This window comes from Halovulum dunhuangense (assembly GCF_013093415.1).
Classification (GTDB): domain Bacteria; phylum Pseudomonadota; class Alphaproteobacteria; order Rhodobacterales; family Rhodobacteraceae; genus Halovulum; species Halovulum dunhuangense.
Map to the genome: position 1 here is coordinate 2,170,928 of NZ_JABFBC010000001.1, position 20,970 is coordinate 2,191,897.

Consider the following 20,970-nt stretch of genomic DNA (forward strand, 5'->3'; position numbering starts at 1 on the left):
TGGGGCCCGTTCTGCCGGACCCCTTCTTTCCCTACATGATCTTGAATGCGGGATCCGCAAGGGCCGGCCCCGCCTCTGCCACCGGCAGCGGCCTGGCCGAGAAATTGCGCTTGATCCCGTGGATCCATTTCTGCGCCCGGTCGTTCAGCTTGAAGCCGGTGGTCATCGACCGTCCCCGCGTCACCAGGATGCCCAGGTCCGCGCCTTCGTAGCGATAGTCGCCGGGGCGCGAGATGCGCAGGAAGAAGGCCTCGTTCTCCGACTCGACCGCGCGGCGGTGATAGTCGAAACGGTCGAAGATCACGCGCCCATCCTCGAGCATCCGGTAGATGCCGGTCTCGGGCGCCTCGGTGATGATGTCGACGCTGTCATCGGTGTGCTTGATCACCATCTGCGACCAGCTGTCGATCATGTCCGGGTCGGCCCAGCGGGCGTTCAGCTCTTCCACGTCCAGATCGAAGGGCTTCTTCGAGAATTCCAGCAGGTGGAACAGGAACAGCGGTGCGTCGGCATGGGCAAAGGCCGCGTGGTTGGTCATCGAACTGGCCCCGGTGATGCGCGGGTTCAACTCGCCCAGCCACAGGTCGCCGGTCTTCTTGTCGATCAGGAAATCCAGCTCGAAATAGCCGCGATAGCCTTCTTTCCGAAGTTGCTCGCCGAACCTGAAGGTCAGCTCGCGCGCCTGCTGGCGGACCTTGGGCGGAAACGCGGTCGAGAAGATCTCGTTCCCGCACCAGCCGCCGCGGTAGGGGGTCAGTTCCCTGAAGCCCACAAGCTCGGTCATCAGGGGGCCCACGATGGTGCCCTCCTTGGTGGCGCAGGCCTCGATCGCGGAGCCGCGGCAGTCGATCCGCTTCATGATCTTGATCTCGCCCTCGCCCACGATCTCGTGCTCGTGGCGGCGGAAATCGGCCTCGGACTTGATGAAGAAGGTGGTGTGCCCCGAATCCCCGAAGGCCGATTGCAGCACCAGGTCATGGCCCAGCCCCGCCTTCTCGCAGATCTGGGTCAGGTGCTTGTAGTCCTTCACCTCGGCCAGCGTGTTGGGGACGGACGGCACGCCCGCCTTGTTGCCCACGCGCACCGTCTCGATCTTGTTGTCCATCCGGGTGCGCAACTTCGCCTTGGGGAACCAGACCTCTCCGCCCAGTTCCCTGGCCAGCCGCTCGGTTTCCTCGTCGAACATCAGGAAGACGAATTTCGGCTTGCCGCCCCGGCGCTTCACGAGGTCGATCACCTCCTTGTGCTGGAGAAGGTAGTTGTTGATGTCCTCGATCGACTGGAATTCCGCGTGCGGCTGCTCGGACGGGCAGAAGACGTTGGGATGCCGCCCGTCATAGCAGTCGATGTAGCAGATGTACTTGAAGTTCTTGCACCACTCGTCCAGCCCCAGCAGGTTGAAGTTGGTGGCCGAGACGAAATAGACGGGATCCTCGTTCCGATGGAAGAAGCGGCGGATCTCGGAAATGTTCTTCAATACCTTTTTCGGCATCTTTTTCTCCCTGTCATTCTGCTGCGTTCTGTAGTTTCGGGCTGGCGTGGCGCTCCAGCGCCTCCTTGGTGAACACCCGCAGGCCCAGATCGGCGCGGTAGCCGTGGATCTCGTTCACGTCGAGCGCCAGCATGAAGTCGAGGATGTCCTTGCTGACCACCTGCCCCGGCACCAGGATCGGAAAGCCCGGCGGATAGGGGATGATGAAGGACGCGCTCACCACCTCGTCGCCGCGTTCCAGCGCATCGCGCAGGCTGCCGCTCAGTTCCAGGTAGTCGCAGTTGTTCTCGTCATAGCTGAGGAAGAACGCGCCGCGGATGTTCCCCTCGGGCGTCACCTGATCGCTGCGGAAGGCGTCGTGGAAACGGCTGAAATCCGGCAGCGGCGGCAATTCCTCCATCAGGTTGCGCACCCGCCGCTCGAAGCTGAGCTTTTCCATGCGCGAGGCGTCGTCCAGCAGTTCGTCCAGCCCCTTGGCGATCTCGACCAGCACCTCGATCAGGTAGGCGACCGAGGACCGCGTCGTGCCGATATTGGTCATGAACAGCACGGTATTGCGCGAGGTCTTGTTGATCTGGATGCCGTACTTGTCCATCAGGATCTGGGTCTTGAACGTGTCACCGTCCCAGCCGGTGCCGCCCACGGCCAGCGTGACGCGCGTCGCATCCAGCACGAACTCGTCCCGCGCCCAGCATTCCCAGATGTCGGTCCAGCCCTGGTCGGCGTTGTAGTAGCTTTCCACGCCGCTTTCGCGGTGCTCTTCGGGGATCATGTCGCCGGCGGTCAGCACCTTGAAGTATTTCTTCAGCAGCGGGTGCGTCGCGATCGCCCGGCGCATCGACATCGCCGCCTCGACCTGGCGCTGGACGAACTCGAAACCCTCAAGCTCCACCTGCCGCCGGCCCACGTCGAGCGAGGCGATGATCTGGTAGTTGGGCGAGGTGGAGGTGTGGGTCATGTAGGCTTCGTGGAAGCTCTGCTCGACCTCTCCCTTGAAGTCCTGGTCGTTGACATGGATCATCGAGCCCTGCCGCAGGGCCGTCAGCGTCTTGTGGGTGGACTGGGTGGTATAGACCCGCACCCGCGCGTTGGGCGGCGGGATCAGCCTTGTGTCCAGCAGCGTCTGTTCGTCGGCGCCCTCCAGTTCCTTGCGCTGGGCCTCGTAGGCGGTCACATGCTCTGCGGTTTTCAGGCGCTCGCGCAGCACCTTGGCGGCGTTCATGCCGGTGCGCTGGCGATAGGTCGGGCCGAACCGCGCGAATGCGAACCACGCCTCGTCCCACAGGAACACCAGGTCCGGCTTGATCGCGAGGCACTCCTCCATCACCCGCTCGACATTGTAGACGATGCCGTCGAAGGTGCAGTTGGTCAGCAGAAGCATCCGCACCCGGTCAAGCTTTCCGGCCGCCTTCAGCTTCAGAAGCTGGTGCTTGATCTCGCGCAGCGGCACCGCGCCATACATCGAGTATTCGTTGAGCGGATAACTGTCGAGATAGACGACCTGCGCGCCCGCCAGCACCATTCCGTAATGGTGCGACTTGTGGCAATCCCGGTCCACCAGCACGATATCCCCCGGCCTTATGAGGGCCTGCACGACGATCTTGTTGCAGGTCGAGGTGCCGTTGGTGGCAAAGAAGGTCTGCTTGGCCCCGAAGGCGCGGGCGGCAAGTTCCTGCGCCTCCTTGATGGGGCCGTGCGGCTCCAGCAGGCTGTCGAGGCCGCCGCTGGTGGCCGAGGTCTCGGCCAGGAAGATGTTCGGCCCGTAGAAGGCGCCCATGTCCTGGATCCAGTGCGAGCGGCTGATCGACTTGCCGCGGCTGATCGGCATGGCGTGAAAGACGCCGGTCGGCTGCTTGGAATATTCCTTGAGCGCGGTGAAGAAGGGCGTCTTGTAGCGCGACTGCACGCCGCGAAGGATGTTCAGGTGCAGTTCCAGGAAATCCTCCTGGTTGTAGAACACCCTCCGGCAGACGCCCAGGTCCAGCCCCGCGATTTCCTCGACCGAGCGACCCGTGACCAGGTAGGCGTCCAGCTCCGGGCGCACCTTGGCCAGCAGCCGGCACAGCTCGGGGCCGTAATCCTCGGGGTCGAGCGCGTCGATATCCTCGTCCTCGCCCACCCGGTTCAGGTAGCGCTTGAGGATCGGCAGCGCGTTCTTCGAACGCAGCACCAGCCCGGGGCGCACGACGACCGCCTGGATGTTGTGGTTGAACAGCACCCCGATCAGCGCGTCCTCCAGGCTGGGCACGACGACGGGTTCGTAGTGGAACTGGTCCTCGCCCCGGCGCATCCGCGCGATGTTGGACTTCATCCAGCGTTCCTGCTGGTCGGTCAGCTGGTCGACGAACAGCACCTCGAAATAGGGCTTGGACAGCGCCCGCGCCTCGGGCGAAAGCATCGCCTCGTCGTCGTTCTCCTCGGTGTCGGTATCGCCCCGGTCCAGCGGGATCGACCGCCGCCGATAGGCGCCGGAAGTCAGCGCCCGCGTCACCCGCCGGGTCGAAAAGGCCAGGTCGTCCAGGTTGCCATGCTCGAACTGGCGGCGCAGGTGGTCAAAGGCCTGCATGCCGGGAAAGGCCCAGTAGGCCTCGATCGGGGCAAGCTGGTCGAACAGCAGTTCGACCTTGCGCTTGAGCGCCTCGGACCCGCGCCCGGTCTGCTTGCGCGACAGCGCGTCGGTCGTCTCGCGCAGCGCGCTCCAGCGATCCGCGCGCAGCTGGATCGCGGAATAGTAGTCGCTCATAGACTGCATGGCTCAGCCCCCCTGTCCTGTCGGACCGGACCAAGCCACCGGCGATCACCCCGCCGCCCTGTGAGGCGGGGTGATCCGGCGCTCAGCCGATCAGCGTCTTTCCCTGCGGGGGCGCCGTGGGGCGCTGGTCCGCAGGATCGGTTCCGGCCGCAGGTGCAGGGCGCGTGCCCCCCTGCGGCATGTCGTAATGAAGCCCCGCCCGGCTGTTCTTGCCCGGCATGGCAAGCGGGCCGAGCGTGTGCAGGAACGCGTCCGTGCCGCTGGTCCGGTCATAGACCGGGAAATCCACGGGCCGGTCGCGAAAGCTTTTCAGGACCTGGCCCAACCCCTTCATGCCGGTCTCGCGCTGGCGGCGGACCTGGCTCATGTCGATCTCGATGGGGAACATGTCTTCCTGCCCCGCCGACTGGTGCAGCACCGTGGCCGAGGGGTCGATCACGCAGGACCGCCCCACCCCGCCCGCGCCCAGGCCGTTCACGTCGAAGACGTAGCACTGGAACTGCGCGGCCGTGGCGCGCGCGATCGCCAGTTCGGCGTCGCGGTCGGTGGTGCCCGTCAGCACCGGGTGCAGCAGCACCTCGGCCCCCATCGCGGTCAGCTGGCGCGTGGTTTCGGGAAACCAGATGTCGTAGCAGATCGACAGGCCGAAGCGCCCCACCTCGGGCACGTCGAAGACGCAGAACTCGGTGCCGGCATCGACTTCCGACTCGTAGGGCCGGAAGGGAAACATCTTGCGGTAGGAGGCGACGATCTCGCCCTCGGGGTTGATCACCACCGAGGTGTTGTAGATCCGCCCGTGATCGTCCTTCTCGAACATCGAGCCGGGGATCAGCCAGATCCCGTAGCGGCGCGCATCCTCGCAGAACTGGGCGACGGTGTCGTTCAGGAAGGGCTGGGCGTAGCGCGGCAGCGGACCATAGGGCGCAAGCTCGCTGAACAGCACCATCTGCGTCCAGGGAAAGCGCGCCATCAGCACGTCGATGCGGTGGCGCATGGCCTCGACGTTGGAATGAAGGGCCGCCACATGCATCTGGACGCCGGCGATCGCGAAGGGGATCATTTCAGGGTCAACTCCGATCTTGGGATCCCCAAGGTGCTATTCGAGATCGGCGCCGAGGGAAAGACCCCCGCCCCGCGGGCCTGGCCGGGTTGCGATCCGGCCACCGCGTAGGTCCCCGTCCCGCGCACCCCGCCCTCAGGCCGCGGCCCGGCGCGGCAGCGCGGCGGCGCGGCCGCGCTGGAGCAGCACGATCAGCGCCAGAAGCGCCAGCGCCGGAATGAACATCAGGTACTTGCTGGGCTGGTCCAGCGGGCGCAGCACGCGCAGCACCTCCTGGTCCCAGTCAAGGCCCGCATCCTGCGCGGGGCTGCCGAAGGCCACGTCGTCGATGAAAAGCTGCTCGCCCTCGGTGCGGAACACAAGACCCGCCGCCTCCAGCTTTTCCTCGCCGGTGGCCCCTTCGGGCAGCGTCACGAGGGCCACGAACTCGATCGGGTCGCCGATCTCGTTCACGCCCGCGACACGGACCCGCAGCGCCTGCCCCGCGGGCGTGTTGCCCGCCGCTTCCGCGATCGAGGCCGGCGCCTCCTCGGCATAGGGCGGATAGATCATGTCCATCCAGAAGCCGGGCCGGAACAGGGTGAAGGCGATCAGCAGCAGCGCGATCGTCTCGTAGAACCGGTTGCGCGCGAGAAAGAAGCCCTGCGTCGCCGCCGCGAACAGCAGCATGGCAACGGTGGCGACCACGAAGACCAGGATGCCTTGCGCCCATGTCACGTCGATCAGCAGAAGCTGGGTGTTGAAGATGAAGAGGAACGGCAGCGCCGCCGTGCGCAGCGAGTAGAAGAAGGCCACCACCCCGGTGCGGATCGGATCGCCGCCAGAGACGGCCGCGGCCGCAAAGCTTGCAAGCCCCACGGGCGGCGTCACGTCGGCCATGATCCCGAAGTAGAACACGAACAGATGCACCGCGATCAGCGGCACGATCAGCCCGTTCTGCTGGCCGAGCGTCACGATCACCGGCGCCAGCAGCGCCGAGACGACGATGTAGTTGGCCGTGGTCGGCAGCCCCATCCCCAGGATCAGCGACAGGATCGCGGTCAGGAACAGGATGGCAAGGATATTGCCGCCCGACAGCACCTCGACCACGTCGGCCAGCGCCGAGCCGACGCCGGTCTGGCTGACCACGCCCACGATGATCCCGGCGGTCGCGGTGGCGATGCCGATGCCGATCATGTTGCGCGCGCCGGTCACGAGGCCGTCGAGCAGGTCCATGACCCCGCGGCGGATATTGGCCGCCACCTCGCCCTCGCCGCGCAGCAGGGCCATCAGCGGGCGCTGGGTCAGCAGGATGAAGATCATGAAGGCCGCCGCCCAGAAGGCGGACAGGCCGGGGCTCAGGCGGTCCACCATCAGCGCCCACACCAGCACCACCACCGGCAGGATGAAATGCAGCCCCGAACGGATCGTCGGCCCCGGCAGCGGCAGCTTGCTGACCGGCGCGTTCGGATCCTCCATCTTGAGCGGCGCCTCGCGCGAGGCGACCCACAGAAGCCCGACATAGACCGCGGTCAGGGCCGCGAAGATGATGTAGCCCGCCGTTTCCGGGAAGACGGGCCTGATCCAGCCCATGCCGTAATAGACCGCAAAGCTCAGCGCGCAGATCGCGGCGACGGTAAAGGCGATGCCGATCAGGCGCTGGACGATGGGCTTGGGCGTGTAGGCGCGCGGCAGCCCCTCCATCCCGGCCTTCATCGCCTCAAGATGCACGATGTAGACCAGCGCGATGTAGGAAATGGTGGCCGGCAGGAAGGCGTGCTTGACCACCTCGAAATATGAGATGCCGACATATTCGACCATCAGGAAGGCGGCGGCGCCCATGACGGGGGGCATGATCTGGCCGTTGACCGACGAGGCCACCTCGACCGCGCCCGCCTTTTCCGAGGAGAAGCCAACGCGCTTCATCAGCGGGATGGTGAAGGTGCCGGTCGTGACCACGTTTGCGATGGACGAGCCCGAGATCAGGCCCGTCATGGCCGAGGACACGACAGCGGCCTTGGCGGGCCCGCCGCGCATGTGCCCCATCAGCGAGAAAGCCACCTGGATGAAGTAGTTGCCGGCCCCCGCCTTGTCGAGAAGCGAGCCGAACAGCACGAAGAGGAACACGAAGGAGGTGGACACCCCCAGCGCGATGCCGAACACGCCCGATGTCGTGATCCAGTGGTGGTTGACCACCTCGCCCAGCGAGTTGCCCTTGTGCGCGATGATGCCGGGCATGTAGGGGCCGAGGAAGGTGTAGACCAGGAACACCGTCGCCACGATCATCAGCGCCGGACCCAGCGAGCGGCGCGCCGCTTCCAGCAGGATCAGAAGCCCCATCGCCGCGACCACGAAATCGCTCAGGATCGGCGCCCCGACCCGGCTGGAAATCGCGTCGCTGAAGAAGAACAGGTAAAGGCAGGTGCCCGCCCCGATGATTGCCAGCGCCCATTCCCAGGGCGCGACCCTATCCCTGGGCGAGCCCATCAGCACCGCGCCGGCAACCAGCAGACCCACCAGCGGGATCCACCAGATCGGCTCTCCGGGGCGGGATCCGACGATGAACAGCACCGACATGATCACCGGCACGCCGATGCCCAGCACAAGCTGCCCCGCGCTGCGCGCCGAAGGATAGGCTGCAAAGGCCAGGACAAGCGCAAAGGCAAGGTGGAAGGCGCGGGCGTCGGTATCGTTGAAGACGCCGAAATTCAGGATGAAGGGGATCGGAGAGGCGATCCAGAGCTGGAACAGCGACCAGGCCAGCGCGATCAGGAAGATCAGCCTGCCGACAAGCCCCGTCGGGTTGCGCCCGCCGGTATCGGCGGCGGCGACAAGGGCGTCGAGTTCTTCCTGCGTTGCCGCCCCGCGCGCCCCGCCTGATCCGTTGTCCGTCATGGCCGGCCCCCTCATCGCCCTGTTGGTTCGTGGGCGGTCTTCCGCATCGGATGCGGCGCCGCGTTCTTGCTGAGAAGCCCGCGGCCGAAACCGGCCGCGGGCAATCGTTCAGACCCCGGTCAGGAGGCGGGCAGCCAGCCGCGCTCGCGGTAGTAGCGCTCGGCGCCGGGATGCAGCGGGGCCGACAGACCCTGCGAGATCATGTCTTCCTCGACCAGGTTCTCGAAGGCCGGGTGCAGGCGCTTGAAGCGGTCGAAATTGTCGAAGACCGCCTTGACCACCTCGTAGACCACGTCCTCGTCGACGGTGGCCGAAGTCACGAAGGTCGCCTTCACGCCGAAGGTTTCCACCGGATCGGGGTTGCCGGCATACATGCCGCCCGGAATGGTCGCCTTGGCATAGAAGGGATTGTCCTCGACCAGCTTGTCGATGGCGGGACCGACCACGGGCACAAGCCGCGCATCCACGGTCGAGGTGGCTTCCTGGATCGACCCGTTGGGATGGCCCACGGTGTAGATGATCGCATCCACCTTGTTGTCACCCAGCGCCGCCGACTGCTCGGCCGGGTTCAGTTCCGAGGCGAGCGAGAAGTCGCTCATGGTCCAGCCGAGCGCGTCCAGCACCACCTCCATCGTGGCGCGCTGGCCCGAGCCGGGGTTGCCCACGTTCACGCGCTTGCCCTTCAGATCGTCGAAGGTGCCGATGCCGGCATCGGCGCGGGCGATCACGTTGAACGGCTCGCCATGCACGGAAAACACCGCGCGCAGGTCCGAGAACTGGTTGCCCTCGTATTCGGACGAACCGTTATAGGCATGGAACTGCCAGTCGGACTGGGCGACGCCCATGTCCATGTCGCCGGCCTTGATCGCGTTGATGTTGGCGATCGAGCCGCCCGTCGAAGGCGCGGTGCAGCGCAGGTTGTGATCCGCGGTGCCGCGGTTCACCAGCCGGCAGATCGACTGGCCCACGACGTAATAGACCCCGGTCTGGCCACCGGTTCCGATGGTGATGAACTTCTCCTGGGCCTTGGCGGCGCCGGCAGACATGGCAACGGCGCCCGCCAGTATGGCGGAAGTCAAAAGTTTCATGATTTCAGTCCTTTCTCCCGAATATCGACCCCTGTTGTGCCGCCCCTTCGCCGGGATCGGCGCGGGACGGTCATGTTTACTCGTGCCGCGTTCACTGCGCGGCTTTCATCCCTTTATCTTTCAACGCCTCTTCCAGCATGTCCAGCCCTTCGTGCAGATGAGCGTCGGCGATGGTCAGCGGCGCCAGAAGTCGGATCGTGTTGGCGTAGTAACCGCAGGACAGCAGGATCAGCCCGGCATCCAGCGCCGCCGCCGTCACCGCCTTTGTCGCATCCGGGTCCGGCTCGTGCCCGCCGCGTTCCCGGACCAGTTCGAAGGCGACCATCGCGCCCAGGCCGCGCACATCGCCGATGGGCCGCAGCGAGTTGGACTGGCGGAACTGGTGCAGGCGCTGGACCATGGTCTGGCCGATGGCGTCGGCGCGGGCGCAGAGCCCCTCTTCCTCGATCACGTCCAGCACGGCCAGCGCCGCGGCGCAGCTGATCGGGTTGCCGCCATAGGTGCCGCCCAGGCCCCCCGGCGCGACCGAGTCCATGACCTCGGCCCGGCCGATCACGCCCGAGATCGGGAACCCGCCGCCCAGCGCCTTGGCGATGGGGATGAGATCGGGCTCGATCCCGTAATGCTCGATGGCAAAGACCCGGCCCGTGCGCGCGAAACCGGTCTGCACCTCGTCCGCGACCAGGCAGATGCCATGCGCGGTGCAGATCTCGCGCAGCCGCTGCATGAAGGACAGCGGCGCCTGGTAGAAGCCGCCCTCGCCCTGCACCGGCTCGATCACGATGGCCGCCACCTCTGACGGGTCCATGTCCGCCTTGAACACATGCGCCAGCGCGCGAAGGCTGTCTTCCTCGGTGACGCCGTGATGCGGGATCGGGAACGGCACATGCGCGATGCCGGCGGCCGCCGGCATGCCGGGCGTGCGGTAAGGCACCGCCTTGCCGGTCATCGCCGTGGTCAGCTGGGTACGGCCGTGAAAGGCGCCGGTAAAGGCGATCACGCCCGACCGGCGGGTGTGGGCGCGGGCGATCTTGACCGCATTCTCGGTGGCCTCGGCCCCGGTGGTGAAGAAGACGCTGCGCGCGTCTGCGATGGGCGCCAGCGCGTTCAGCCGCTCGGCCAGCGCGACATAGCCCTCGTAGCCCGTCACCTGAAAGGCGACATGGGCGAAGCGGTCCATCTGCGCGGCCGCCGCCGCCATCACCTTCGGGTGCCGGTGCCCGGTGTTGGTCACCGCGATGCCGGAGGCGAAGTCGATGTAGCGCCGCCCCTCGATATCCCAGATCTCGCCGTTCTGCGCGCGGTCCACGAACACCGGCGAGGCGGTCGCCACCCCGCGCGGCACCGCCCTGTGCCGCCGGTCGAGCAGGTCGTGATTGCTGGTCATGTCCCTCATGTCCCCCAAGGAAACGCCGGGCTGGCGGCGGGCGGGGGCCGCGGACCCCGCGTCCGAGCGCCGCGCCCGGAACAAAATTATTGGAATCAGGCTACGACTGTTTAATATTTTAATCAAGATCGGCCGAAAGCCGGCATCCGGAACGAAAGGCCTACCCGAATGGACATGGATCTCGGCGCGAGGCTGAAGGCGTTGCGCACCGCGCGCGGCCTGTCGCAGCGGCAGCTGGCGGCGCGGGCGGGGGTGACGAACGGTCTGATCTCGCAGATCGAGCAGAACCGCACCAGCCCGTCGGTCGCGACGCTGAAGCGGATCCTCGAGGCGCTGCCGATCACGCTGTCGGATTTCTTCAGCGTCGAGGTGCAGGACCGCGACCGCATCTTCTACCGCGCCGCGGACTTGCGAAGGATCACGCCATCGCTGCCGGGTGGCGCCGGCGTCGTGTTCCGGCAGGTGGGCGACACGACGGGCCGCACGCTCCAGATGCTGCACGAGCGCTACGGCCCCGGCACGGACACCGGCATCGAGCTTTACAGCCACGAGGCCGAGGAGGCGGGGATCGTCGTCTCGGGCCGGATCGAGCTGACCGTCGGCACCCGCACCGAGACGCTGGGCGCCGGCGACGCCTACGCCTTCGACAGCCGCCTGCCCCACCGCTTCCGCAACACGGGCCAGGAGGACTGCATCATCATCAGCGCCTGCACCCCGCCGAGTTTCTGAGGAGGCTCGTCACAATCGCCTGCCGACGGGCTACGGCAACCTTGCAGAGTCGCCCGCATCCGCCCCTGAAACAAGATGAACGGGACAGGCCGCTCACCTGACCCGGTCACCACCGCCTTGGCCTCTTGCCGTCTGCAACAGTATCTTCAGGTCGAGCAGCACGGACCGCATGGCAATGTATCTTGCGTCGATCCGGGCAAGCTTCTCCGGGTCGCTCATGTCCACGCCGAGAACCTGGGCCAACCCCGTTACTCCGGGCTTCACGCGGAGGACACCTTTTTTCTGCCTCGCCTCGATGAGTTCTTCCTGCGATGGCAGGCAGGGGCGTGGACCGATCAGCGACATCTCTTGCCTGATGATGTTCAGCGCCTGCGGAAACTCATCCATCTTTGTTTTCCGAAGCACCCGACCGACTGCCGTTACATTATCAGCGGAAACCTGGTGCGTGGCGGCCTGAACGGTGTCTTCGCGCATCGTCCTGAACTTGAGACAGCGGAATATTCGACCATCGCGACCGACCCGCTCCTGCTTGAAGATTACAGGGCCCTTCGAATCCAGGCGGACAAGTGCGGAAACCGGCAGGTAGGCAAGAACCATCAGCATGATCGCCACAAGCGCGAAGCCGTGGTCGAGGCTCCAGCGAAAAAGAACGTAGACGAAGTTCTTGTCCTTGTCGTCCGAGAGCAGAAGGTCGTCGCCCTGGGTGTCTGACCAGTCAGCACGGTCAACGAGACCGGATAGAAGGGAAATGTCAGCCACAGGCTTCAGAGCAGACACGATTTCGAACACGATCCGCGCGATGGGCCCTGGAAGTCCATTCAACACCGCAAGCTTGCCCGCGTAGGTGTCTCCGTACACTGCCGGCAGATAGATCGTGTGGGAACGTATGCCTGAAACGCCGCGTAGCGTTTCGACCCCCATCCGCTTGCTCCTCGCGTAAGCCGAGGTGTTTCGCTCATCCAGAGCATGGAAGCTGGAAATGTTTACAAAATCCGGAATACCTGCAGCGCGGGCTGCCTTTGCCACCTCGCCGATGAACCTGCCGTTAACCTCGAGAAACTCCTGCTCCGAACGGTCAGCGTCGTTGTTGGCCACGGCAAGATGGATGATCGCGTCATAACCTGCGGCGAGTTCCTTCAGTTCTGCATATTCGCAGGCGCGGATCGACGGAAATCTTTCAATCACCGACGCCTTTTCGCGTCCCACGAGCAGCAGCGTGTGTCCCGCTTCCGCGAGGCGCGGCACAAGCATGCTACCGATGAACCCGGTGGCACCCGTGATCACGAGCTTTCTTGGTTTTCGCCCTGTCGAAACCTGCATCTAAGCCCGCTCTTTCCCTGGGTTACTGGCCGGGTGGCTCAAGCACCCGTAGGCGACTTGCAGCGAAGAGCAGATCAGCATGGCAGAAGATCAAGGGCAATACCGGTCAGCCATCGCCAGCCACCTCAAGCGAGAGCCCTATCCGCTCCATCTGCCTCGACCTGTGGATCATGCTGCGCACGATCCTGCCCAAAGGCTGACCCATCACGCCAAAGCGCGTGCGGGCGGATGGACGCAGGGCCGGGCAATGGCTAGGGTCATCGGATGATTTCGCGCGCGATTCAACGGCTTCGACCCTGTGGCGCCTGTGCCTTCCCTTGTCGGGGGGCGCGGTGAGCGTGGCCGTGGCGGGGCTGGAGATCGAACGGACCGGCGATGACGGTGGCGCGGTGCTCGCCTTTTCGGGGCCGCTCACGCTGGCCCGCGTGGCAGAGCTTCGGGCGCGGCGGGCGGCACTGCCTGCGCAGCTTGCGGAACTTGCGCTCGATCTTGGCGATGTCAGCGCCTTCGACACCGCGGGCGCGTGGCTCGTGATCGAGACGGCGAACCAGGCCGAGGCGCGGGGGGCAAGGGCGCGCATCATCAACGCCTCGCCCGAACAGGAGGCGCTGCTGGCGCTGGTGCGCGAAAGCTGGCCCGCGCCGGACGAGGAGGCCGCGCCCACACCAGGCATCATCGCCCTGCTCGAGCGGCTGGGCCGTGGCGTGCGCGCGGGCCTTGACGAGGGGGTGGAGCTTCTGGCGTTTCTCGGCCTTGTCATGGTGCGGCTCACGGGCGTGCTGATCCGGCCGTGGCGGCTGCGCGGCACCTCGCTTGTCCATCACATGCAGGCGGTGGGCTTCGACGCCATCCCGATCGTGGCGCTCATGTCGTTCCTGATCGGGGTGGTGCTGGCCTTTCAGGGCGCGGTGCAGCTGCGCCAGTTCGGGGCCGAGGTCTTCGTCGTGGACCTGATCGCCATTTCCATCCTGCGCGAGCTTGGCATCCTGCTGACCGCGATCATCGTCGCCGGCCGGTCCGGATCGGCCTTCACCGCCGCCATCGGCTCCATGAAGATGCGCGAAGAGGTGGACGCGATGCGCACCCTCGGGCTTGACCCGATCCTGGTGCTGGTGGTGCCGCGCGTCCTGGCGCTGATGCTGGTCCTGCCGATCCTGGGCTTCCTGTCGGACGTGATCGGCATCCTGGGCGGCGCGGTCATGGCCTGGGCAGAGCTGGGCGTCTCGCCGGGAATGTTCCGCACGCGGCTGATCGACTCGGTCGATGTCTGGCACTATGCCGTGGGCCTGATCAAGGCGCCCTTTTTCGCGCTGATCATCGGCATCGTGGGCTGCTACCAGGGCATGCAGGTGGGCGGCAACGCGGAATCCCTCGGGCGCCTGACCTCCAAATCGGTGGTGCTCGCCATCTTCCTCGTGATCGTCGCCGACGCCATGTTCTCGATCTTCTTCTCGCTGGTGGGGGTCTGATGGAGCCGCGCGAGACCATCATAGAAGTGCGCGGGCTGGTGAACCGCTTCGGCGATCATGTCGTGCATGACGGGCTCGATCTGGACGTCCATCGCGGCGAGGTGCTGGGCGTGGTCGGCGGTTCGGGCACCGGCAAGTCGGTGCTGCTGCGCTCGATCGTGGGGCTGATCCGTCCCGCCGCCGGGACCGTGCGCGCCTTCGGGCAGGACGTGACCGCAGGGCGGCAGAAGGGTGCGGCGGTGCAGACCCGCTGGGGCGTGATGTTCCAGGACGGTGCGCTCTTCTCGTCGCTGACCGTGCGCCAGAACGTCGAGGCGCCGATGCGCGAGTTGATGGACCTGCCCGCCGACCTGCGCCGGGGGCTGGCGGATCTCAAGATCTCGATGGTGGGGCTCAAGCCTGTCGCCCGGGACAACTACCCGTCCGAACTTTCGGGCGGCATGCGCAAGCGCGCGGGCCTTGCACGCGCGCTCGCGCTCGATCCCGAGATCGTTTTCCTCGACGAACCGACCGCCGGGCTCGACCCGATCGGCGCCTCGGAATTCGACGAGCTGATCCGCCGGCTTCAGCAGGCGATGGGGCTGACGGTGTTCATGGTGACCCATGACCTGGACAGCCTGCACGCGATCTGCGACCGCATCGCGGTGCTGGCGGAACGCAAGGTCCTTGTCACCGGCACCATGCGCGAGATGCTCGAGGTGGACCACCCCTGGGTCCACGAGTATTTTCACGGACCGCGCGCGCGCGCGGCCCAAGCCTCGGCCTGAAGGATACCCTGATGGAAACACGCGCCAACTTCGTTCTGATCGGCCTGTTCACGATCCTCGGGATCCTGGGCGCGCTGGGGTTCTTCGTCTGGCTGGCCAAGGTGCAGGTGGACCGTCAATACGCCTATTACGACATTCTCTTCCAGGACGTCTCGGGGCTGGGGCGTGCGGGCGACGTGCGCTACAACGGGCTGCCGGTGGGCCAGGTCGTCGATCTTGCGCTTGCCGCGAACGACCCCGACCGCGTGCGCGTCCGCATCGAGGTGGACGCCGACACACCCATCCGCACCGACACCATCGCCCAGCTTGCGGCCCAGGGCGTGACCGGCGTCGCCTATGTCAGCCTGTCGGGCGGCACGCCCGAGGCGCCGCTCCTGCGCGACACCACTGGCGGCATTCCCCTGATCGAGGCGGAGCGTTCGGCGTTGCAGGCCATCACCGAGGACGCGCCGAACCTGGTTGCCGAGTTGCGCAGCCTGCTCGAGAACCTGGAGACGCTGACCGGTGACGAGAACCGCGCCCGGGTCGGCAACATCCTGTCCAATGTCGAGCGGGCCTCGGGCGCCTTCGACACCGCGCTCGAGAATTTCTCCGAGATATCCGAGACGGTGTCCGCAGCGACCGAACAGATCTCGCTGTTCACCGACCGGCTGGAAAGCATCGGCGCGGCGGTCGAGACGACGCTCGGCAATGCGGACGTGACGCTGCGGGCCACCACGCGCACCCTCGAGGGGGCAGAGACGACGCTCACGGCGGCGACCGACACGCTGGGCAGCGTGCGCGATACCTTCGACAGCGCGAATGTCATCGTCTCGGAACAGGTGCCCGACCTGGTGGCCGAGGCGCGGGCGACGCTGAACGGGCTGGACGAAAGCATCACCGCCCTGCGCGCCGAGGCCGCCTCGACGCTATCGGGCTTCGGCGCGACGGCAACGGCCGCCAATGCCCGCCTGGCAGAGCTGGAGCGCACCATCGCAGGCGTGGACAGCCTGATGGCCGATGCCCGCAGCGCGGTGACGACCTTCGAGACGACGGCCCGCAACGTCGACACGCTGGTGACGGGCGAAGGCACGCAGTTGGTCCGTCGGGCCGGCGACACGCTGGCCCGGCTGGATGCGCCCATTGCCGCGCTGGAACGCATCGCGCAGGAAGATGTCCCGGCGGTGATGGCCGATATCCGTGGCGCCGTGGCCACGGCGAACGACACCATCACGACGCTTGGCGCGGACGTCTCGCAACTGTCCCGGCGGGTGGGCCCGCTGACCGATGACGCCGCCGCCGCCATCGCGGCCGCGACCCGAACCTTCAGCGATGCAAGCGACACGCTTTCCCGGCTCGAGTCGACGATGGACGGGGTGGACGCGACGCTGGCCACCGCCGACAGCGCCTTCGCCACCGCCGACCGGATCCTGACCGAAGAGGCCGCCCCGACCGCTGAAAGCCTGCGCCGATCGCTTGCGGCCTTCGACGGCGCGATGGCCGACATCAGCGCCGACCTGCCCGCGATCACCGCCGAGTTGCGCGCGATGCTGGAGCGGGCCTCGGGCATGATCACCAGCGTCGAGGGCGCGGTGGCCACGGCCTCGCCCGCGCTGCAGGAATTCGCGCGCGCGGGCCTGCCGCAATACGCGCTGCTGGCCCGCGAGGCGCGCGAGCTGGTGACCATCCTGGAGCGGCTGTCGATCCGCTTCGAACGCGATCCGACGCGGTTCCTGTTCGGGAACAATCCTCCGGAACTAAGGAGATGACGATGCCCCTGCCCCTTCCCCTGCGCGCGGCGACGATCGGCACGGCCATGCTGGCCCTTGGCGGCTGCACGGCGCTGGACAGCTTCACCGCCTCGACACGGCCGCTCGACACCTATGAACTCACCCCGGCCACGACCGATGCCCCCGGGCGCGGACTGGGACCCAACGTCTATGTCGAGGAACCGGCGGGCAGCGGCGCCATCGCCACCGACCGCATCGCGGTCAAGCCCGACGCGCTGCAGGTGCGCTACCTGCCCGACGGCCGCTGGGCGGACCCAGCGACAGAGCATGTGCAACTGCTCCTCGTGCGCTCCCTGGCGGCGACGGGCCGTTTCGGCGTGGTCACGGGCCAGACCGGGGGACCGATCCCCGACTGGGTGCTGGTCTCGGACCTGCAGGACTTCCACGCCCGTCTCGGACCCGAGGGCGAAGGCGCCTCCGCCACAGTGACGCTGCGCCTGTCGGCGATCCGCGACGCCGACCGGCAGGCGGTGGCAAGCCGGGTCTTCACCCGAACCGCCACCGCAGCCTCCACGGCCACGAACGACCTGGTCGCATCCTTCGACGCAGCGCTGGGCGCGGTCCTGTCCGACGCGGCCGCTTGGGCCGTCACGACGATGCGCTAGCCGGCGTGACAGCGCCCGAGAACTGCGCTAAGCCCACACCCAGCGCGGCCCCTTAGCTCAACGGGATAGAGCAGCTGACTTCTAATCAGCAGGTTGAGGGTTCGAGTCCTTCAGGGGTCGCCATCCCATAGGAAAACCATGGGGTATCAGGTGATTACACATCGCGCCCCCGCGAGTTTCCAGAACGGTTTCCCGAGTTCCGGCCTTGTTCCGTTCCCGTGATGGCCTTCATCCGTTCCGCCCCGCGTCCGTGATGCTCGATCGCCAAAGGCGACTCGTGCCCCAGCCAACCGCGCTCTGACACCCTCGGCGATGCGACGGGGCAGCGGGACCGTCTGCTTGCCTGGACGACCCCGCCCCAGGTCTTGAGGCCTGGGGTGACGCGGGACATCCTGCGATGCCCGCGCCATCCCGGCCAGCTTTGCATCGGGCGCCCTTCCTGGGGCGCCCGACATGGCGTCACTCCACGACCGTGCCGGGCAGGAGTTCGGTGTAGATCTGCGTGTGCGCGAGTTCGATCACCTCCAGCGCATCGTCGGCCGCTGCCGCAAACAGCGCCGCGTAGTCCGTGGCGTCGGGAAGCGCGCCGTTCACAGACTCGTCGGCGAGATACGCGTTGATATCGAGCGTCGCGGTTACCGGAAGCGCGCCGTCGATCGACACCCAGTAGGTGTAATCGGTCGGATAGTCCCTGGAATATTCGAACGTCGAGTAGTCGTAGTAGACGCCTGCCTCGACGACACCCGAGATGACGTTCTCGTTCACGAGGTAGTCCAGGGTGATGTCCCCGGTCTTGTCGGCCACACCCGCCAGAAGCGATGCCGCCATGTCAAGCGTGGCAAGGCCCAGGGCATCCAGAACTGTCTCGGTCGCGGTCGTGGTGTCTGTCGCAAGCCCGGCCGCGAGATCGATATAAAGCGCAAGGTTCTCCAGCGGGGAGTCGATCGTGTACCACGTCCCGTCGATGCTGTAGACGATCCGCCCCGACAGATCGAGAGCGACCTCGTCTGCGGTCTCAAGCTTGCTCAGCGCCTCTTCCAGCGCGTGATCCGTCACGCTCGACGGTGCGCGCGCCACGGACGATCGACCGAAATCCACCGCGATCGCGGTCACGCCTTCGGGAAGTTCCCCGAGTTCGGTGGCGATGTAGGTTCCGCAATCAGCGTCAAGGCAGACGTAGTACTCGGTGATCTCCTCGCCGGTTTCCGGATCGACGCTGGTGCCGGCGACGATGGGTTCACCGGTTGCGGGATCGCGAAGAAGCATCACGAGATCGCCGTATATGTCACCCTTGGTCGTACCGGACGACGGGTTGCCGCTGCCAGCCCCCGCATGCGGGTTCAGTTCCGGATTGCCACCGGCCCATCCCGGGCGGACGCTGTCCTCGTCGGCCTCGGCGGTCGGAGCGGCGGCGGGACGTTCGCCTTGCCCGCCGGCACCAGCCCCACCTCCGGTATCAGTCTGCCCGCCGGTACCGGCCTGCCCTGCGGTGCCGCCCTGGTTGGAAATGCCGCCGCCACTGCTGCTTCCTCCTGAGCCGGCGTCCGAGTTTCCGCCCCCACCGCCCCCACCGGAGCCCGAGTCGGACCCGCCGCCGCCACCACCGGACGACTCCGAGCCGCCGCCCTGGCCCTGTGCATGCATGATGTTGCCGCCTGCAAGGAACAGCGCACCCGCTGCAACACCCACAAGCATCGCGACCTTCGCCGACCGGATGATCAGATATCTTGCCACCTTGGTATCCCCCGTCTCAGGATTTGACGGAACCGCAACCGGCTGCCAGCGATGTGGTGGCCGTTCGGCCCACCTCACGCTGTTCGATTTGCCGTCGGGGAACATTGAGGCAGATCAAACATCGCCAGATCCACCCCGAGGGCCTCGGTTCGATCCGATGCGCCCTGGGCACCACGGCAAGGGTACCGCCGATTTCCGGGCAATGCGCGATCCCGCCAGATGACAGCAACGCGGCGGGACCGGCGCGCCGGGGGGCCGAATTCTCACCCCCCGCCCACGGCGCCCCGATCACCCCCTGCTCGATGCGGCTTCGCGGTCATCCGGCGCATCTGGTCCGTGTCATCCCGACATGCGCGGCGGAAGCGGTCGTCAGGCCACAGGGAACATGGCATTCCGGGAAAGCGGCGAGGACAAGGTTATGTCTTTCATCTGAAAGCCAAGGGGTATATGTTTCCCTGTGAAAGGATTGCGCCATGACCCAGCCACGCAACATCGCACCACAGCCGGATCGGGGCATCGTCCTGACAAGGGCCGCTCTCAGGGCAGCCGAGCGGCTGGGGATATCGGGGCGCCAGCTTGCGGAAATCGTCGGCGTCTCGGAGGCGACCATCTCTAGGTGGAGGCGCAACGAGGCCGCGCTTGAAGTGGACTCGAAGCCGTTCCAGATCGCCGCGCTGTTCGTCCGCGCCTTCCGGTCGCTCGACGCCATCACCGGTGGCGACGAAACCGTTGCCCGCATCTGGCTGAAGGCGCCCAACACCGCCCTGGCGGCACGCCCGATCGAGCGCATGGTCACGGTTCAAGGACTTGTCGATGTCACGACCTACCTGGACGGCAGACGCGCTCCGATCTGAGGCGCGGCCCTATGCAGGTTCGGCCTGGCGCCTGGTCGAGGCGCAGCACATGGTCTCGACGATGAAGCTGGTGGATGGCACCGCCGAGCAATCCGTGCTCGAGGACATTCTCGAGAACACCAAGCCGCCGGTTCCGCAGGAATGTCGCCACCTCGACTACCTGCTCGCCACCCCGTTCCGGTATCGGCCTTATCCCCTTGGGTCCCGCTTCCGTCGCGCCGGGCTGACGCCCGGGGTCTGGTACGGGGCCGAGCACCCGGAGACGGCGGCGGCCGAGATGGTGTTCTACCGCTACCTTTTCCACGCCGAAAGCCCCGAGACGCCGTTCCCGGACGACGCGGCCGAGTACACCGCATTCTCGGCATCGGTCTCGACGCCTGTCGCGGTCGACGTGACGGCGGGTGCGCTCGCCGAGGACGAGGGGAGTTGGACCCACCTGACGGAGTATGGCCCGTGCCAGGACCTGGCCGATACGGTGCGGGGGATCGGCGGAGAGGCGATCCGCTACATCTCCGTCCGGGACCCGGAGAGGCGCGCGAACCTGGCCGTCCTTTCCTGTCGCGCCTTCGCCGAAGCCCATCCGGTCGAGCGTCAGACATGGCGCATCCGCATCGGGGACACCGGTGCGCAGGCCTTGCGGGAACACCCCAGGCTGGGGCTCGACTTCGCTCGGGATGCCTTTTCCCTGGATCCAAGGCTTGGGGGGATGGTCTGGGAAAGGCGCCCGGCGAAGCGAGAGACATCACGAGGTCCGGCGCCCTGACCCAGGCATCGACTGGCAGGCCCGGGCACGATCGCGGCAAGGTCCGCAACGTGCCAAGGACCGGGGGGCACAATCAGCCCTTCAGCCCGGGCCTGCACGGATATCGCCGGCGCCGAGCGGTCGGGGGCGCGGGCATCGGATCGACACCGACCGGACCCCGGTCGTGGCCGGGCGGAATTTCCGCGACAGGCAGCGGGGGGATCCAGCGTCGCCGCCAGAGGGCGTATCGCGGCACGCGTGCTGGTCTGCCCCGCCAGGCTGCGTTTCTTGATCCGCAGGCGCCGCTGTCCTGCCGCATGCGGCATGG

General features: G+C 66.5%; 15 protein-coding genes and 1 tRNA gene. 8 read left to right on the plus strand and 8 right to left on the minus strand.

Features of this window, described 5'->3' with window-relative positions:
- Positions 1 to 31 precede the first annotated feature (31 nt).
- The 6 genes from HMH01_RS10520 to gabT all read right to left on the minus strand — a co-directional run bounded on the left by HMH01_RS10520 (position 32) and on the right by gabT (position 10,653).
- A complete protein-coding gene (locus HMH01_RS10520) occupies positions 32 to 1,492 on the minus strand; it encodes a biotin carboxylase (protein WP_171325075.1) in 1,461 nt (486 codons plus the stop codon).
- Positions 1,493 to 1,505: 13 nt separating this feature from the next.
- Complete coding sequence (locus HMH01_RS10525; RefSeq protein WP_171325077.1) at positions 1,506 to 4,244, minus strand: aminotransferase class I/II-fold pyridoxal phosphate-dependent enzyme; 2,739 nt, start codon at positions 4,242 to 4,244, stop codon at positions 1,506 to 1,508.
- A gap of 82 nt (positions 4,245 to 4,326) precedes the next feature.
- Positions 4,327 to 5,304 (minus strand): carbon-nitrogen hydrolase family protein, encoded by a 978-nt coding sequence (locus HMH01_RS10530; RefSeq protein WP_171325079.1) that lies wholly within the window; start codon positions 5,302 to 5,304, stop codon positions 4,327 to 4,329.
- 135 nt (positions 5,305 to 5,439) lie between these two features.
- Entirely contained in the window at positions 5,440 to 8,178 is a 2,739-nt protein-coding gene (locus tag HMH01_RS10535; RefSeq protein ID WP_246237314.1) for a TRAP transporter permease, read from the minus strand.
- A gap of 119 nt (positions 8,179 to 8,297) precedes the next feature.
- A complete protein-coding gene (locus HMH01_RS10540) occupies positions 8,298 to 9,266 on the minus strand; it encodes a TAXI family TRAP transporter solute-binding subunit (RefSeq protein WP_171325083.1) in 969 nt (322 codons plus the stop codon).
- 91 nt (positions 9,267 to 9,357) lie between these two features.
- A complete protein-coding gene (gene gabT, locus HMH01_RS10545) occupies positions 9,358 to 10,653 on the minus strand; it encodes a 4-aminobutyrate--2-oxoglutarate transaminase (RefSeq protein WP_171325085.1) in 1,296 nt (431 codons plus the stop codon).
- Between the two features lie 168 nt (positions 10,654 to 10,821).
- Between gabT and HMH01_RS10550 the strand changes: the two genes are divergently transcribed.
- Positions 10,822 to 11,382: a cupin domain-containing protein gene (locus HMH01_RS10550; RefSeq protein WP_171325087.1), complete on the plus strand. Its 561-nt coding sequence runs from the start codon at positions 10,822 to 10,824 to the stop codon at positions 11,380 to 11,382.
- A 93-nt stretch (positions 11,383 to 11,475) separates the two neighbouring features.
- On the opposite strand, the gene HMH01_RS10555 is transcribed toward HMH01_RS10550, so the two are convergent.
- A complete protein-coding gene (locus tag HMH01_RS10555) occupies positions 11,476 to 12,702 on the minus strand; it encodes a sugar transferase (RefSeq protein ID WP_171325088.1) in 1,227 nt (408 codons plus the stop codon).
- Positions 12,703 to 13,034: 332 nt separating this feature from the next.
- Here HMH01_RS10555 and HMH01_RS10560 point away from each other — a divergent pair, with 332 nt between their 5' ends.
- The 5 genes from HMH01_RS10560 (at position 13,035) to HMH01_RS10580 (ending at position 17,435) form a co-directional block, all read left to right on the plus strand.
- A complete protein-coding gene (locus HMH01_RS10560) occupies positions 13,035 to 14,171 on the plus strand; it encodes an ABC transporter permease (RefSeq protein ID WP_425483594.1) in 1,137 nt (378 codons plus the stop codon).
- Positions 14,171 to 14,938 (plus strand): ABC transporter ATP-binding protein, encoded by a 768-nt coding sequence (locus HMH01_RS10565; protein ID WP_171325089.1) that lies wholly within the window; start codon positions 14,171 to 14,173, stop codon positions 14,936 to 14,938. Before HMH01_RS10560 ends, HMH01_RS10565 begins: the two co-directional genes overlap by 1 nt.
- A gap of 11 nt (positions 14,939 to 14,949) precedes the next feature.
- Positions 14,950 to 16,686 carry an MCE family protein gene (locus HMH01_RS10570; RefSeq protein WP_171325090.1) on the plus strand — a complete coding sequence of 579 codons (1,737 nt, stop codon included), beginning with the start codon at positions 14,950 to 14,952 and terminating at the stop codon, positions 16,684 to 16,686.
- Between the two features lie 2 nt (positions 16,687 to 16,688).
- On the plus strand, positions 16,689 to 17,312 hold the full coding sequence (locus HMH01_RS10575; protein ID WP_171325091.1) for an ABC-type transport auxiliary lipoprotein family protein: 624 nt from the start codon (positions 16,689 to 16,691) through the stop codon (positions 17,310 to 17,312).
- Between the two features lie 46 nt (positions 17,313 to 17,358).
- Positions 17,359 to 17,435: transfer RNA gene (locus HMH01_RS10580), tRNA-Arg, on the plus strand.
- A gap of 336 nt (positions 17,436 to 17,771) precedes the next feature.
- On the opposite strand, the gene HMH01_RS10585 is transcribed toward HMH01_RS10580, so the two are convergent.
- Entirely contained in the window at positions 17,772 to 19,046 is a 1,275-nt protein-coding gene (locus HMH01_RS10585; RefSeq protein WP_171325092.1) for a hypothetical protein, read from the minus strand.
- Between the two features lie 473 nt (positions 19,047 to 19,519).
- Here HMH01_RS10585 and HMH01_RS10590 point away from each other — a divergent pair, with 473 nt between their 5' ends.
- Positions 19,520 to 19,900, plus strand: a complete 381-nt coding sequence (locus HMH01_RS10590) for an MbcA/ParS/Xre antitoxin family protein (RefSeq protein ID WP_171325093.1) — start codon at positions 19,520 to 19,522, stop codon at positions 19,898 to 19,900.
- Entirely contained in the window at positions 19,860 to 20,663 is an 804-nt protein-coding gene (locus tag HMH01_RS10595) for an RES family NAD+ phosphorylase (RefSeq protein ID WP_171325094.1), read from the plus strand. Before HMH01_RS10590 ends, HMH01_RS10595 begins: the two co-directional genes overlap by 41 nt.
- Positions 20,664 to 20,970: the final 307 nt, after the last annotated feature.

Bases quoted from the DNA above. Each gene is read 5' to 3' on its own strand.
- HMH01_RS10540 (WP_171325083.1), bottom strand. From the start codon at position 9,266: ATGAAACTTTTGACTTCCGCCATACTGGCGGGCGCCGTTGCCATGTCT.
- gabT (WP_171325085.1), bottom strand. From the start codon at position 10,653: ATGACCAGCAATCACGACCTGCTCGACCGGCGGCACAGGGCGGTGCCG.
- HMH01_RS10595 (WP_171325094.1), top strand. From the start codon at position 19,860: ATGTCACGACCTACCTGGACGGCAGACGCGCTCCGATCTGAGGCGCGG.
- HMH01_RS10530 (WP_171325079.1), bottom strand. From the start codon at position 5,304: ATGATCCCCTTCGCGATCGCCGGCGTCCAGATGCATGTGGCGGCCCTT.
- HMH01_RS10525 (WP_171325077.1), bottom strand. From the start codon at position 4,244: ATGCAGTCTATGAGCGACTACTATTCCGCGATCCAGCTGCGCGCGGAT.
- HMH01_RS10575 (WP_171325091.1), top strand. From the start codon at position 16,689: ATGCCCCTGCCCCTTCCCCTGCGCGCGGCGACGATCGGCACGGCCATG.
- HMH01_RS10565 (WP_171325089.1), top strand. From the start codon at position 14,171: ATGGAGCCGCGCGAGACCATCATAGAAGTGCGCGGGCTGGTGAACCGC.
- HMH01_RS10555 (WP_171325088.1), bottom strand. From the start codon at position 12,702: ATGCAGGTTTCGACAGGGCGAAAACCAAGAAAGCTCGTGATCACGGGT.
- HMH01_RS10520 (WP_171325075.1), bottom strand. From the start codon at position 1,492: ATGCCGAAAAAGGTATTGAAGAACATTTCCGAGATCCGCCGCTTCTTC.
- HMH01_RS10550 (WP_171325087.1), top strand. From the start codon at position 10,822: ATGGACATGGATCTCGGCGCGAGGCTGAAGGCGTTGCGCACCGCGCGC.
- HMH01_RS10570 (WP_171325090.1), top strand. From the start codon at position 14,950: ATGGAAACACGCGCCAACTTCGTTCTGATCGGCCTGTTCACGATCCTC.
- HMH01_RS10590 (WP_171325093.1), top strand. From the start codon at position 19,520: ATGACCCAGCCACGCAACATCGCACCACAGCCGGATCGGGGCATCGTC.
- HMH01_RS10535 (WP_246237314.1), bottom strand. From the start codon at position 8,178: ATGACGGACAACGGATCAGGCGGGGCGCGCGGGGCGGCAACGCAGGAA.